Genomic DNA, 13,314 nt, shown 5'->3' with positions numbered 1-13,314 from the left:
GCGCGGCCCCTAACGGTGTGGTTCGGGCTCGGATAGGAGATTTATGCAGGTCAGGTCAGCTTTCGTGCGTGGCGGGATCGCGGTGCTCGCCGCGGCCGCCGCGGTCATGGTCGGCGCTCCCTCGGCGCTCGCGGACGACGGCGCCGCCCGCGGCCGGGTCAGCGAGAACTCCGGCACGGTCGGCTACCGGATCAACCTCGACGGCGGTGGTGACTACATCGCCAAGCTGTTCGACTTCAAGCTGTCGGACGGCAAGTCGCTCAAGCTCTACTGCGTGCAGATCACCGTCGGCATGCGCACCGACGTGGACATGGTCGAGCGGCCGTGGAACAAGTACCCGGCGGCGAACTCGCCGTTCCAGAAGAACAGCGACAAGATCAACTGGGTGCTGCACCACGGCTACCCGGGCGTCAAGCTGGACGCGATCGCGGACGCCCTCGCCAAGCAGGGCGTCCAGGTGCACGACGGCGTCTCCGAGCGCGAGGCGATCGCCGCGACGCAGGCCGCGGTGTGGCACTTCAGCGACGGCGTGAACCTCAACCTGCAGAAGCCGCTGGCCGAGAACAACCCGGCCGAGGCCAACGCCGACGTCGCCGCGCTGTACAGCTACCTGACCGGCGACCAGAACAAGGGCCTCGGCGCGCAGCCGAAGCCGACCCTGAACATCGCGTCGCCGAAGGGTGACGGCAAGGCCGGCACCAAGATCGGCCCGTTCGAGGTCGCCACCTCCGGTGACATCACGTCGCTGACCACCGAGCTGCCCGACGGCGTCAAGGTCACCGACGCCGACGGCAAGGAGCTGAAGACCGCGGACGTCAAGGACGGCAGCAAGCTGTTCGTCGACGTCCCGGCCGACGCCAAGCCGGGCAACGGCTCGTTCTCGCTGAAGGCCACCGGCGAGCTGGACACCGGCCGCCTGTTCGTCTCCGAGAACTACGCGAAGCAGCCGGCGCAGTCGCTGATCGTCGCCGACTCGGAGAAGACCCAGGTGGCCGCGAAGGCGACCGCCGGCTGGACCGAGGCCGGGGCCGTCCCGAGCACCACGCCGAGCACCCCCGGTGGCGCGCCCTCCGGTGGTGGCGAGCTGGCCAACACCGGTGTCGACGCTGCGGTTCCGTTCACCATCGGCGGCCTGCTGCTGGGCGGCGGCGCGCTGATGCTGCTGCTGAACCGGCGCCGCAGCCGCGCGTAAGCAGTAACGCACCACTCCGCGAACCGGGGCCGGTCCACAGTGGACCGGCCCCGGTTTTCGCGTCCGCACCCGACGTTCGGATTGCGATCTTCGGGGCAAAAGCGGCGAACCGCGGGTGAATTGGTCTAGACTTTTTCGCCATGCGCGGTACGACCGTTCCGTCCGGTACGCCCTGCCTGCCGCCCCGGGCGGGGGAACTGCCGCTGCACCGCCTCGAGGTGCCGGCCCCGCACGCCCCGCCGTTCGCCGTCGGCACGTTCGACGCCCTCGGCCCGCTGGCCCGCGCGGAGTTCCCGCACCGGCACACGTTCTACGAGCTCGTCCACGTCACCGGCGGCACCGGCGCGCACGTCGTCGACACCGCGCGCTGGCCGCTGCGGCCGCCGCACCTCGGCGTCATCACGCCGGGCCAGGTGCACCAGTGGGCCGGCGTGCGGGGGCTCACCGGTCACGTCGTGCTGTTCACCGACGACTTCCTCCTCGACCACCCGGCCGACCGCGAGCTCCTGCGGCGGCTGGGCGAACGGCCGTGGCTGCAGCTGGACGCCCACGCGAACGCCGGTGTCGCGCGGCTGGTCGCCGACCTGGAGGAGGAGCACCGCCGCGGCGGCGACGGCACCGAGTCGGTGCTGCGGGCCCTGGTGCACGTCCTGGTCGTGCGGGCGGGGCGGCTGCTGGGTTCGTCGCCGCCGACACCCGCCGGCGCGGTGGCGGCCGAGTTCGTCCGGCTCGCCGGCCGCCCCGGGCCGGGGCCGTGGTCGGTGAGCGAGCACGCCGAACGCCTCGGCGTCACCCCGGGACACCTGACCGAGGCGGTGAAGGCCGCGACCGGCCGGACGGCCGCGCAGCTGCTGCGCGAGGCCCGGACCCGCGAGGCCCAGCGGTTCCTGCTCCGGACCGACCTCACGGTCCGGCAGGTCGCCCGCCGCGTCGGCTTCGCCGATCCGGCGTACTTCTGCCGGTTCTTCCGCCGGGAGACCGGCCTGAGTCCCGGCGACTTCCGGCGCGGCGGGGAGAAGCACCACGACTGACCGGTCCAGTCCATCGTCGGCCACCGGGTGCGCTGCCTACGTTCGAGGGGATCCCCGACCTCCCCACGAGGAGCAGGCATGGACGAAGAAACCAGGCTCAGCCGCAAAACGGTGCTGAAGGCCGCGCTCGCCGCGGGCGTCGCCGCGCCGGTCGCGTTGATCGGCGGCCCGGCGCTGGCCCGCACGAACGCCGCCGGCGGCACCGCACCGGAGCTCACCCCGGCGTGCCACGACGGCGACGAGCCGACGATCGAGCAGACCGAGGGGCCGTACTTCAAGCCGAACTCGCCCGAACGGACCAACCTGGTCACCCCCGGCACCCAGGGCACCCGGCTGACCGTGACCGGCTACGTCTTCGGCCGCGCGTGCCTGCCCGTCAACCGGGCCCTGCTGGACTTCTGGCAGGCGGACGTCAACGGCGCGTACGACAACACCGGCTACACCTTCCGCGGCCACCAGTACACCAACGCCCAGGGCGCGTTCACGCTGTCCACGATCGTGCCGGGGCTGTACCCGGGCCGGACCCGGCACATCCACGTGAAGGTCCAGGCACCCGGCCGGCCGATCCTGACCACGCAGCTCTACTTCCCGAACGAGCCGCGCAACAACACCGACACGATCTTCGACGCGCGGCTGCTGATGACCGTGCGGGACAACGGTTCCGCGAAGGAGGCCGCGTTCGACTTCGTGCTCGACGTGCCGCAGACGCCGACGTCGACGTCGAACCCACCGACGTCGACGCCGACCGGCACGCCGACCTCGACGCCGCCCGGGGGTACGTCCTGGGCGGTGGGCACCGCCTACGCGGCGGGTGCCCGGGTCACCTACGGCGGGGTCGCCTACGTGTGCCTGCAGGGGCACACCGCCCAGCCCGGATGGGAACCTCCGGCCGTTCCGGCGCTGTGGCGGGCGGCGTGAGGCGTTCCGCCTGAGGAGGGAGGGAGAACCGGCAGGCCCCGGCCGCATCCCGGGGCCTGCCGCCCCCCAGACTGCGCACGTTAGGGGTCGACGACGGCCCGGCGGCCTGCCAGATTGGGGCCATGACGATTTCCCTCGACGCTTCGCAGTGGGTGCGGCGCTTCCACCCGGCGCCGTCGGCCGCCGCGCGGCTCGTGTGTTTCCCGCACGCCGGGGGATCGGCGAGCTACTTCCACCCCGTGTCGGCGGCGCTGGCGCCCGCGGTGGAGGTGCTGGCCGTGCAGTACCCGGGCCGCCAGGACCGGCACACCGAAGCCCCGGTGGACGACCTGTTCGTGCTGGCCGACCGGCTGGCGGACGTGCTCGCCGCGGAGACCACCGGGCCGGTGGCGTTCTTCGGCCACAGCATGGGCGCCAGCCTGGCCTTCGAGGTCGCCCGGCGGCTCGAAGCCCGGGGCACGCGGCTGCGCCACCTGTTCGTCTCCGGCCGCCGCGCGCCTTCGACGGTCCGCGACGAGCGGATCCACGAGAAGGGCGACGACGCGCTGCTGGCCGAGGTCAAGCGGCTCGGCGGCACGGACACGTCGGTGCTGGACGACGAGGACATCCGCGGCCTGGTGCTCCCGGCGCTGCGCAGCGACTACAAGGCGGCGGAGCTCTACCGCTACCGCCCCGGCCCGGACGTCAGCTGCCCGATCGTGGCGCTGATCGGCGACAGCGACCCGAAGGTCACCGAAGCCGAGACGCGCCCGTGGGCCGAGCGCACGTCCGGTGAGTTCGAGCTGGAGACCTACCCGGGCGGCCACTTCTACCTCAACGACCACGCCGCCGCGGTCATCCGGCTGATCGGCGACCGGCTCGCCCGCTGAGCAAGCGGGCGGGGTGCGCCGCGATCCGGCGCACCCCGCCCGCGTCAAGCGTCAGCAGTAGAGGTTGGCGCCGGGGTCGACGCCGAGGACCGAGCTGATCTGGCGGTACTTCGACACGCGGCTCTCGACCTGCGCCGGGTTGCCGCCGTTGCACTCGATCGAGCCGTTGATGCTGCGGATCGTCTCGCCGAAGCCGCGGCTGTTGACCATCGCGTTGTGCGGGGTCATCGTGCCGGGGCCGCTCTGGGTGTTCCAGTACCAGAGCCCGGTCTTCCACGCGACGGCCGAGTTCTGCTCCACCTGCCACGGGTTGCCGAGCAGGTCGATGCCGAGCGCGTCGCCGGCGGCCTTGTAGTTGAAGTTCCAGCTCAGCTGGATGGGGCCGCGGCCGTAGTAGGCGGACTGGCCGGCGGGGCAGCCGTAGGACTGGTTCCAGTCGCAGTAGTGCGGGTAGTTGGCGGTGTTCTGCTCGACGATGTAGACGAGCCCGCCGGTTTCGTGGTCGACGTTGGCCAGGAAGGCCGCGGCTTCCTGCTTCTTGACCGTGTCGCTGCCGGTGGTGGCGAAGCCGGGGTAGGCGGACAGGGCCGCGGTGAGGCCGCTGTAGCTGTAGAAGGAGTTCCGGCCCGGGAAGATCTGGTTGAACTGCGCTTCGCTGACCACGAACGAACCCGGGTTGCCGGGGTCGGTGCCGCCGCCGCAGCTGAAGGGTTCCCAGTACCAGGTGCTGATCACGGGGTCGTAGCCCGGGTTGGCGTTCTTGGCGCGGTAGTAGCCGCCGTTGGTGTAGCGGACGATGGCCCCGACGTCGTACCACTGGCCGGCGACCCAGTTCGGGTAGCTGCAGCTGGTGCCGGGATCGGTGCCGCCGCAGCTGTAGGGCTCCCAGTACCAGGTGCTGATGACCGGGTCGTAGCCCGGGTTGGCGTTCTTGGCGCGGTAGTAGCCGCCGTTGGTGTAGCGCACGACGGCGCCGACGTCGTACCACTGGCCGGCGACCCAGTTCGGCGCGCTGCACGCGGCGGCGGCCGCCTGCGGGGCGTGCCCGGTGGCGGCGGGCACGCCGAAAACGAGCCCGGCTACGGCGGCGACAGCGGACAGGACCGCGACAAGACGTCTTCTCAAGACTCGCTCACTCCTTCGGCCACGACGGAATCCGGGCGCGCGAGGCGCCCGTGTCGGGATCGGGGGTGCTCATCCGGCCGAGACGAACGTGACAACGGTCACTAGAGCAGATTGGTCTAGTCCAGTCAAGAACGCCGGGGACGGCGGGCAAGGGTTCTGCGCGAACGTCCCTCGGGCGGCCGGAGCGGGTTTGACGGCCGGGCTCGGCGGCTCGGTCGGTGTCGTCCGAAAAGGTGCTGTGGTGCGGGGCGGGCGACGCGGCGCGGAAGGCAGCCGCGTGGCCCGCCCGGCCGTCACCGCGCTTGCGGGATCCGCACCTGCGCGGCCGGGGCGAAGTGCAGGATGCGCTGCAGCCGTGCCCGGCCCAGCCGGTGGAGCATCTCCCCGAGCTCCTCCGGCGCGATGCTCCCTTCGAGGTCGATGCGCGTCGTCCGGACGACGCGGTCGATCTCCGAGGCGGGGAGCCGTCCCGCGAACTCCCCGGCCAGCCACACCCCGACCTCGTCCACGACGTCGTCCGCCCGGTGGCTCCGTACGGTCATCGCTCTCCTCGTTTCGGATCGCCTTCTTGCCCAGGTCGAGGCCGGAAAATCCCAGCCCGACGCGAGTCCGACGGGCGAGTGCGGGAGCCATGACGCCGAATCGGCGAACTTCGTCGCACAAAAGCTTTCCGTGGTCGGACCGGTGAGTACCGTGACGGCCGTTATCACTCACATGGGCTGTTCGCCGCCCGAAGTTGTCGGCCGTTCGGGTAGAAATCGGCGGAACCCGCCCCATGAGGCGTCCGGCTCAGGACCCTGGAGGCGTCCGACAGAGCGGGCGTTCCTCGCGGGACGCGGAACGGAGACGCGATCCATGGGCCGGTACGACCGGACCGACCTCGGGGCGTACAGCCTGGGCCTGCTCGACCCGGCCGACACGGCCCGCGTCGAGCGGCACCTGGCGGCGTGCCCGGACTGCCGCCAGGAGGTCCGGGAGTTCGAAGCCGTCCGCGGCATGCTGGACCACCTGGTCGACGTCAAATCCCCGTAGGATCGCCGCCGGTGCCTCACCGGGACGCGGCCGCCTTGACGGTCCGCAACACCGGTGCCGTCTCCAGCGTCCGGATGGCGTCGAGCGCGCCCAGCCGGTGGGTGAGGTAGTGGTGCAACGCCGCCGCGTCCGGGCAAAGCGCCTGCGCCACCAGGTTCGCCGGTCCCGTCGTCGCCGCGACGATCGCCACTTCCGGGTGCTTCGCCAGGGTCTTCGCCACCCGGTCGAGGTGGGCCGGCGCCACCGCCATCCAGAGCAGCGCCTGCGTCGTCGCGCCCAGCAGCGCCGGGTCGATCTCCAGGTCGAAGAACACCGTCCCGCCGGCCTGGAGGTCGGCCAGCCGGCGGGCGACGGTCGCCGCCGACCAGCCCGTCGCCGCCGCCAGTTCCGCGAGGCCCGTCCGGCCGTCGCGCTGCAGCGCCGCCAGCAACGCGGCGTCTTCGCCGGTCAGGGGCTTGCCCGGGCCCGCGTGCACCGGGGTGAGGGCCGCGATCTGCGCCGCGTCGAGTGAGTTCGCGCGGCCGAGCCACGCGGTCGGGCCGCCGAAGTAGCGGTGCAGCAGCTGGTGCGCCGACACGGCCGTGACGCTCGCCGTGCGCGGGATGTCCCGCAGCAGCAGCGAGTGGTCGCTCGCCGCCGGCGTCTGCACGTTCACGCAGATCTCCGTGCCGCCGGACATCAGCTTGATCCACGCTGTGTCGGCGCGGCGCGCGAGCGCCTGGGCGAGGTCCTGCGCGGCGTGCGGGGTCGCGGTCAGCCGGACCATCCACTCGGCCTGCCCGGCGCGCTGCGGGTCCGGCAGGCCGACGACGCGGAGCGACGCCTCCGCGCAAAGCCGGCGGTAGCGCCGCGCCACCGTCTGCGTCGAGACGCCGAGGACGTCGCCGATCTTCGTGAACGGCGCCCGCCCGTCGATGTGCAGCGCGTGGATCAGCGCAAGATCGACGTCGTCCAGTGTGGTCATATCCCTCATTAGACCGCAGGAAACGGAACAAATCCGCTATCGAATGCCGACAGCTGGAACAAGGGCCGGGCAGGCCATCAGGGTGGGCAGCGAAACGAAAGGAGCCACCCGTGCCCACCATGACGCGTCACCGGCGGCGCTGGGCCGCACTGGCCGTGCTGCTCGTCGCCGAGGCGATGAACCTCCTCGACGCGACGATCGTCCAGGTCGCCGGCCCCGCGATCCACGCCGAGCTGCCCGGCCCGGCCGCCGACGTCCCCTGGTTCAGCGCCGCCTACACGCTGCCGTTCGCCGCCTTCCTCATCACCGGCGGCCGGCTCGGCGACGTCTTCGGCCGGGCCAGGACGCTCCGGATCGGCGTGGCGGGCTTCGTGCTCGCGTCGCTGGCCTGCGCGGCCGCCCCGGGCGCCGGGCCGCTGATCGGGGCGCGCGCGGTGCAGGGCGCGGCGGCCGCACTGATCATCCCGCAGACCATCGGCCTGATCCGCGCCCTCTTCGACGGCGACGAGCGCGCGAAGGCCCTCGGCACCATCGGGCCGGTGATGGGCCTGTCCGCGGTCACCGGGCCGCTGCTCGGCGGCCTGCTGACGCAGTCGCTGTCGTGGCGGGCGGCGTTCCTGGTGAACGTCCCGCTCGGGCTGGCGGTGCTCCTCGCCGCGCGCCTGCTGCGGGAGGACCGGGCCGCCACCCGCCCCCGCCTCGACCTCGTCGGCACGACGCTCGTCGTCGCCGGCGCCGGGCTGCTCGTCTACCCGCTGATCGACCCGGCCGGGACGAACTGGGGCCTGCTCGCGGCCGGGGCGGCCCTGCTGGCCGTGTTCGGCCTCCACCAGCGCCGCGCGGCGGCGCCGCTGGTCGAGCCGAGCCTGTTCGCCCACCGCGGGTTCCCGGCCGCGCTGGCCGGATCGCTGCTGTTCTTCGCGGTGATGACGGGCCTGATGCAGGTGGTGCCGATGCAGCTCCAGCTGGGGCTGGGCGCCGACGTCCGCACCGCGGGCCTGACGCTGCTGCCCCTCTCGGCCGGCCTCGCGGTGTCGTCGTACGTCGCCGGCGCCCGCCTGGTGCCGAAGTTCGGCGCCCGCGTGATGTTCGCCGGCCTCGCCCTGCTGACGGCGGGCCTCCTCGCCGCCCTGGCCGCGGGGGCGGGCGCGTACCCGTGGGCGCTGGCGCTGTGCGGGCTCGGGATGGGGACGTTCACGGTGCCGTTCTTCACGGCCGCCCTCGACCGGGTCCGCCCGTCCGAGACGGGTTCGGCCGCCGGGCTGCTCAACGCGGTGCAGCAGCTCGGCGGCACGCTCGGCGTCGCCCTCCTCGGTGGCCTCTACCTGGGCACCGGCACGGCGGCCGCGGCGCTCGGCCTGGGGGCCGCGCTCGCCGTGGCCGCCGCGGTGGCGGTGGTGCCCCTCAACCACCGGCCCGGGGCGACGCCCGGCTCGTTCAGTAGTCGTCGCGGCCGGTGAACTGCTGCTCCAGCAGCTCGGCCGCGCCGGCGACCAGCTCGAGCGGGTCGATGAACTCGTTGATGTCCAGGTTGATCAGCGGCAGCGAGTGGCGGAGCACGACGTGCTCGCCCATCACCGCGATCCCGCCGACCACGATCGCCTCGCCCACCTCGGTCAACACCTCGAGGAGGTCGACCTCCTCGTGCCGGGCGAACGGCGTGGCGATCTGGACCCAGTCCTCGCGCTGGTCGAGGATCTCGCGGGCGATCACCACGATCTGCGCCCGCTGCTCGGTGTCGGGGTCGTCGCCGAACACCAGGCGGATGCGCAGTTCGTCCGGCTCGTCGCGCACCACCCGGTACGCCTGCCTGATGTACGCGACCAGGTCGCCCCACTCCGCCACGCTCGACTCCGTCCTCGTGCCTGTCCGAGCGCTCAGCGTAGCGATCAGGCGGCACCGATCCGGTCGAGATCCGCGAGAACGTCCGCGGGCAGTTCGAGTTCGGCGGCGGCGAGGTTCTCGCGCAGGTGCGCCGTCGACGACGTGCCGGGGATGAGCAGCATCGACGGCGACCGCTGCAGCAGCCAGGCCAGCGCGACCTGCATCGGCGTGGCACCGAGCCGGGTGGCGCAGTCGTCGAGCAGCCCCGACTGCAGCGGGCTGAACCCGCCGAGCGGGAAGTACGGCACGAAGGCGATCCCTTCGGCGGCGCACTTGCCGACCAGGTCGTCGCTTTCGCGGTGGGCCAGGTTGTACTGGTTCTGCACGCAGACGACGGGCGCGATCGCCTTCGCTTCGTCGAGCTGTTCGGCGGTGACGTGGCTGACGCCGAGGTGCCGGATCAGCCCCTGCTGCTGGAGATCGGCGAGCACGCCGAACGGTTCGGCGAGCGACATTTCGACCGGGTAGCCGCCCGAGGCGTCGCTGAGCCGCAGGTTGACGACGTCGAGCGCGTCGACGCCGAGGTTGCGCAGGTTGTCGTGCACAGCCTGGGTGAGGTCTTCGGCCGAGAGGGCGGCCGGCCAGCCCTTGTCCGCGCTCCGCCGCGCCCCGACCTTCGTCACGATCACGAGCGAGTCGGGGTACGGGTGCAGGGCCTCCTTGATCAGCGCGTTCACGGTGTGGGGCCCGTAGTAGTCGCTGGTGTCGAGGTGGGTGACCCCGCGTTCGACGGCCTCCCGCAGCACGGCGACGGCGGCGTCGTGGTCCCGCGGCGGCCCCCAGACCCCGGGACCGGCCAGCTGCATGGCGCCGTAACCCATCCGGGTCACGGGGAGTTCGCCGCCGAGGGAGTACGTGCCACCGAGGTTCGCCATGCTGCTCCTTGCTCCGGGGTGCCTCCACGGAAGTCTAGGCGCGGCGGCCCGGCTGTTCGCGCCAACCGGTTTTGTCGGTGCCCTCCGGTAAGCTGGAAATCGGGGGCCTGCTCACATCGATTCCCTTGCGCCGCAACGGAAATCTCCGCCGGGCTTTCACCCGGTTCAGTGATGATCTTTCGCACGTCTGTTCGGTAGCGTCGTTCAGGTGACCGCGAAAGGAGATCACCGCATGCCGACCTCAACCGCAGAGACCCTTGCCCCGCAACACCCGCGCCACCGACTCCTGCACCCGGTCCGGGGGCAGTTCCCCGGCCTGCACCGCCTTCACCAGGCGGTCGAGCACCTCGTCCACCCGGCCCCCGGAGGACCACAGCGCCTGGTCCGCGCCGGCCTGCAACGCCTTCAGGACCGCGTCCGGCAGCGCATACTGGGCCGTGATCGCCTTCATCGCCCCGAGATCGTCGGTCACCACCGGCCCGGTGAAGGCGAATTCGTCGCGCAGCAAGGTGTACGCGGCCGGAGACAGGGAAGCCGGGATCCCGCCGGTGAGGTCCGGCACGTCGAGGTGGCCCATCATCACCCCGACCGGGCCGTAGCCGGCCAGGTCGCGGTACGGCACGAGGTCGACCGCCCGCAGCTGCGCGAGCGGCGGCGTGACCACCGTGCCCTTGTGCGAGTCGCCCGAGCCGTGGCCGTGGCCCGGGAAGTGCTTCAGCACGGGCTGGACACCGGCGTCGCGCAGCCCGGCCGCGAACGCGGTCGCGTAGGTCCGCACCCGCACCGGATCCGGGCTGAACGACCGGTCGCCGATCACGTCGTCGTCCGGCGCGTCCGTGACGTCGGTGTCCGGGGCGAAGTCCACCGTCACCCCGCGGGCGCGCAGCTGGCGGCCGCGCTCGGCGGCCAGTGCGCGAACCTCCTCCGGCGACTTCGTCGCGGCCATCGTCCGGGCCGACGGGAGATCGCCGTCGAGGTCGTCGATGCGCTGGACGCGGCCGCCTTCCTCGTCGACCGCCACCGCCACCGGCACCTTGGCCGCGCCCTGGACGGCGGCGAGCGCGCGGTCTTTCAACAACGCTGTTGCGTTACCGCCGATGAAGATCCCGCCGACCTGGTGGTCGCGCACGAGGGCCACCGTGGCCGCCGGGTCGTCGCCGGAGACGCCCACGACCACCAGCTGGGCGACCTGGCCGCGGGCGTCGAGGCCGTTCACCACGGAGGCGCAGTCGCCCGGCCGGGCGAGCCGGGAGGTGGGCACGGACGGGCCGGGCGCCGGAGCCGCGGGAACCGAGGCCGGTGGTGTGGTGGCCACGGGCAGGGCCAGCCCGGAAAGGGTTCGCGGTTGCAGGCCCACGACCAGGGAACACCCGGCCACGATGGCGAACGCCGCCCCGAAGGCGGCAAGACGTCGGCGGTTCATCGGTCCCTTCACTCGTCCGGGTACCTCCCGACCGTAGTCGACGGCCAAACTTCACGGCGTGAAGAATGGCCTCGGCCGCCCTAGAGATTTCGTGAAGGCGCCCTCACCAGACTGACGCTGTCAGGGAGCGGCGTGCGCGGAGGAGGGTTCGATGGACCAGGTGCGAGTGGCGGCGTGGGCGTCCGACCCGATCGCGTTGACCGGGCTGATCAACCACCTGAAGACCCGCCCGGAGCTGCTGGTCCTGCCACGCGCCCGCCGGGGCGAGGCCGCCGTGCTGGTGTTCGCCGTCGGGGAGGTCGACCGGGAGGCCGTCGCCGCGCTGCGTGCCGCGGCCGCCGAGTCGCCCGCCGCGATCGTGCTGGTCGCCGGGCACGTCGACCCCGCGCACGTGAACCTGCTCGCCGACTGCCACGTCTCCGCCGTGCTGCCGCGGACCGCGCTCGACCGGCTCACCGCGAGCGTGCTCGCGGCCGCCCGGGGCCGGTCGTCGTCGCTGCGCGAGCAGGTCGAGGCCCTGGCCGGCGAGGGCGGCGGCGCGGCGCTGACGCCGCGCGAGGTGGATGTGCTTCGCCTGATGGCCGAAGGCTGGGACACTGCCGAGATCGCGGGCAAGCTCTGCTACTCGGAACGGACCGTGAAGAACGTCATCTACGCCATGACCAACCGGCTCAACCTGCGCAACCGGCCGCACGCGGTCGCGTACGCCGTGCGGGCCGGTGTGATCTGAGGACGCCTGTTGCGCACGATCGCCCGCCGGACCGCCATCGTGGTCGCCGCGTTGATCCCGCTCGCCGCCTGCAGCCCGGCTGACACCGGGGGGAAGACGAAGCTCACCATCGCGACCTTCGGCGAGTTCGGGTACGCGCCGCTGATCGCCGAGTACGAGAAGCTGCACCCGGACATCACCGTGCAGAACCGCGTCACCGACTTCGACACCCACCACAAGGGGCTCGCGACGCAGCTCGCCACCGGGCACGGCGCGGCCGACGTCGTCGCGATCGAAGAGCAGTACATGCCGCAGTACCGGAAGGCGAAGGACAAGTTCACCGACCTCGCCGGCTACGGCGCTCGCGACCTCGAACACCAGTGGGTGCCGTGGAAGTGGGCGCAGGGCACCGACGGCGCCTTCGTGCTGGGCCTCGGCACCGACATGGGCAGCCTCGCGCTCTGCTACCGGCGTGACCTGTTCCAGGCCGCGGGCCTGCCGACCGACCGTGACGAGGTCGCGAAGCTGCTGCCGGACTGGGATGCCTACGCGGCCACGGCGGAGCGGTTCACCGCCAGGACACCGGGCGTGAAGTTCGCCGACTCGGCGGGCACCGTCTACACGGCGATGCTCAACCAGTCGCCCGAGAACTACTTCTCGCAGCGGGACGACTCCTTCATCGCCGACCGCAACCCGAGCGTCCGCGGTGCTTTCTTCCTCGCCGGCGGTATCGCGGCGAAGGGACAGACCGCGGCGGCGACCACCTTCACGCAGGCGTGGAACGTGGCGATCAAACAGGGTTCCTTCGCCACCGTCGCCTGCCCGGCGTGGATGCTCAGCCAGATCAAGGAAGCCGGCGGCGACGGCAACCGCGGCAAATGGGACGTCACGGCCGTGCCCGGCCGGAGCGGCAACCAGGGCGGCTCGTTCCTGACCGTCCCGAAGCAGAGCCAACACCCGAAGGAGGCTTACGAGCTCGCCCGCTGGCTGACCGCGCCGGAGCAGCAGAAGAAGCTCTTCCTGTCCGACGGCATCCTGCCCAGCGAACCGGCCGTCTACGAAGATCCGCAGGTCATCGCGCACACCGATCCGTACTTCGGCAACGCGCCGATCGGGCGCATCTTCGCCGTCTCGGCCGACCAGCTGCGGCCGAACTACCGCGGCCTGCGGGACGCCGACGTCCGGCCGGAGTTCGGCCGGGCACTGGGGCGGATCGAGGACGGGACCGAGAAGAACGTCGACCAGGCCTGGGCGCAAGCCGTCCAGCAGGCGCAAGCCGTCCTGAAGTAGCC

At 72.3% G+C, this 13,314-nt stretch carries 14 protein-coding genes; 8 read left to right on the top strand and 6 right to left on the bottom strand.

Features of this window, described 5'->3' with window-relative positions; translation table 11 throughout:
• Positions 1-64 precede the first annotated feature (64 nt).
• The 4 genes from ABZW17_RS11310 to ABZW17_RS11295 all read left to right on the top strand — a co-directional run bounded on the left by ABZW17_RS11310 (position 65) and on the right by ABZW17_RS11295 (position 4,010).
• Entirely contained in the window at positions 65-1,192 is a 1,128-nt protein-coding gene (locus ABZW17_RS11310) for a thioester domain-containing protein (protein ID WP_354812139.1), read from the top strand.
• Between the two features lie 203 nt (positions 1,193-1,395).
• Entirely contained in the window at positions 1,396-2,223 is an 828-nt protein-coding gene (locus ABZW17_RS11305) for a helix-turn-helix domain-containing protein (RefSeq protein WP_354812511.1), read from the top strand.
• Positions 2,224-2,301: 78 nt separating this feature from the next.
• Positions 2,302-3,141 carry a carbohydrate-binding protein gene (locus ABZW17_RS11300; RefSeq protein WP_354812137.1) on the top strand — a complete coding sequence of 280 codons (840 nt, stop codon included), beginning with the start codon at positions 2,302-2,304 and terminating at the stop codon, positions 3,139-3,141.
• A gap of 122 nt (positions 3,142-3,263) precedes the next feature.
• The gene (locus ABZW17_RS11295; RefSeq protein ID WP_354812135.1) at positions 3,264-4,010 is read left to right on the top strand and encodes an alpha/beta fold hydrolase; all 747 of its coding nucleotides are present in this window, start codon (positions 3,264-3,266) and stop codon (positions 4,008-4,010) included.
• A gap of 51 nt (positions 4,011-4,061) precedes the next feature.
• Here ABZW17_RS11295 and ABZW17_RS11290 read toward each other — a convergent pair whose 3' ends face one another.
• Both ABZW17_RS11290 and ABZW17_RS11285 read right to left on the bottom strand, forming a co-directional pair.
• The gene (locus ABZW17_RS11290) at positions 4,062-5,135 is read right to left on the bottom strand and encodes a glycoside hydrolase family 19 protein (protein ID WP_354812133.1); all 1,074 of its coding nucleotides are present in this window, start codon (positions 5,133-5,135) and stop codon (positions 4,062-4,064) included.
• A gap of 293 nt (positions 5,136-5,428) precedes the next feature.
• Positions 5,429-5,677: a hypothetical protein gene (locus tag ABZW17_RS11285; protein ID WP_354812131.1), complete on the bottom strand. Its 249-nt coding sequence runs from the start codon at positions 5,675-5,677 to the stop codon at positions 5,429-5,431.
• A 313-nt stretch (positions 5,678-5,990) separates the two neighbouring features.
• Here ABZW17_RS11285 and ABZW17_RS11280 point away from each other — a divergent pair, with 313 nt between their 5' ends.
• Positions 5,991-6,167 carry a zf-HC2 domain-containing protein gene (locus ABZW17_RS11280; protein ID WP_354812129.1) on the top strand — a complete coding sequence of 59 codons (177 nt, stop codon included), beginning with the start codon at positions 5,991-5,993 and terminating at the stop codon, positions 6,165-6,167.
• Between the two features lie 16 nt (positions 6,168-6,183).
• Here ABZW17_RS11280 and ABZW17_RS11275 read toward each other — a convergent pair whose 3' ends face one another.
• A complete protein-coding gene (locus ABZW17_RS11275) occupies positions 6,184-7,131 on the bottom strand; it encodes an AsnC family transcriptional regulator (RefSeq protein ID WP_354812127.1) in 948 nt (315 codons plus the stop codon).
• A gap of 110 nt (positions 7,132-7,241) precedes the next feature.
• Here ABZW17_RS11275 and ABZW17_RS11270 point away from each other — a divergent pair, with 110 nt between their 5' ends.
• Positions 7,242-8,591, top strand: a complete 1,350-nt coding sequence (locus ABZW17_RS11270; RefSeq protein ID WP_354812125.1) for an MFS transporter — start codon at positions 7,242-7,244, stop codon at positions 8,589-8,591.
• Here ABZW17_RS11270 and ABZW17_RS11265 read toward each other — a convergent pair.
• From ABZW17_RS11265 to ABZW17_RS11255, 3 genes are all read right to left on the bottom strand, one after another.
• Entirely contained in the window at positions 8,569-8,976 is a 408-nt protein-coding gene (locus ABZW17_RS11265) for a hypothetical protein (protein WP_285986212.1), read from the bottom strand. The two genes, ABZW17_RS11270 and ABZW17_RS11265, sit on opposite strands and share 23 nt — an antisense overlap.
• Positions 8,977-9,020: 44 nt before the next feature.
• Positions 9,021-9,890 (bottom strand): oxidoreductase, encoded by an 870-nt coding sequence (locus tag ABZW17_RS11260; RefSeq protein ID WP_354812123.1) that lies wholly within the window; start codon positions 9,888-9,890, stop codon positions 9,021-9,023.
• A gap of 241 nt (positions 9,891-10,131) precedes the next feature.
• A complete protein-coding gene (locus tag ABZW17_RS11255) occupies positions 10,132-11,313 on the bottom strand; it encodes a glycoside hydrolase family 3 N-terminal domain-containing protein (RefSeq protein WP_354812121.1) in 1,182 nt (393 codons plus the stop codon).
• 151 nt (positions 11,314-11,464) lie between these two features.
• Here ABZW17_RS11255 and ABZW17_RS11250 point away from each other — a divergent pair, with 151 nt between their 5' ends.
• Together ABZW17_RS11250 and ABZW17_RS11245 are read left to right on the top strand one after the other, a co-directional pair.
• Positions 11,465-12,043 (top strand): LuxR C-terminal-related transcriptional regulator, encoded by a 579-nt coding sequence (locus ABZW17_RS11250; RefSeq protein ID WP_354812119.1) that lies wholly within the window; start codon positions 11,465-11,467, stop codon positions 12,041-12,043.
• 9 nt (positions 12,044-12,052) lie between these two features.
• On the top strand, positions 12,053-13,312 hold the full coding sequence (locus ABZW17_RS11245; RefSeq protein ID WP_354812117.1) for an extracellular solute-binding protein: 1,260 nt from the start codon (positions 12,053-12,055) through the stop codon (positions 13,310-13,312).
• The last annotated feature ends 2 nt before the right edge of the window (positions 13,313-13,314 follow it).

It is taken from the genome of Amycolatopsis sp. NPDC004625 (assembly GCF_040609695.1).
Taxonomy (GTDB): Bacteria; Actinomycetota; Actinomycetes; order Mycobacteriales; family Pseudonocardiaceae; genus Amycolatopsis.
This window is presented reverse-complemented; position numbering and strand designations above follow the sequence as displayed.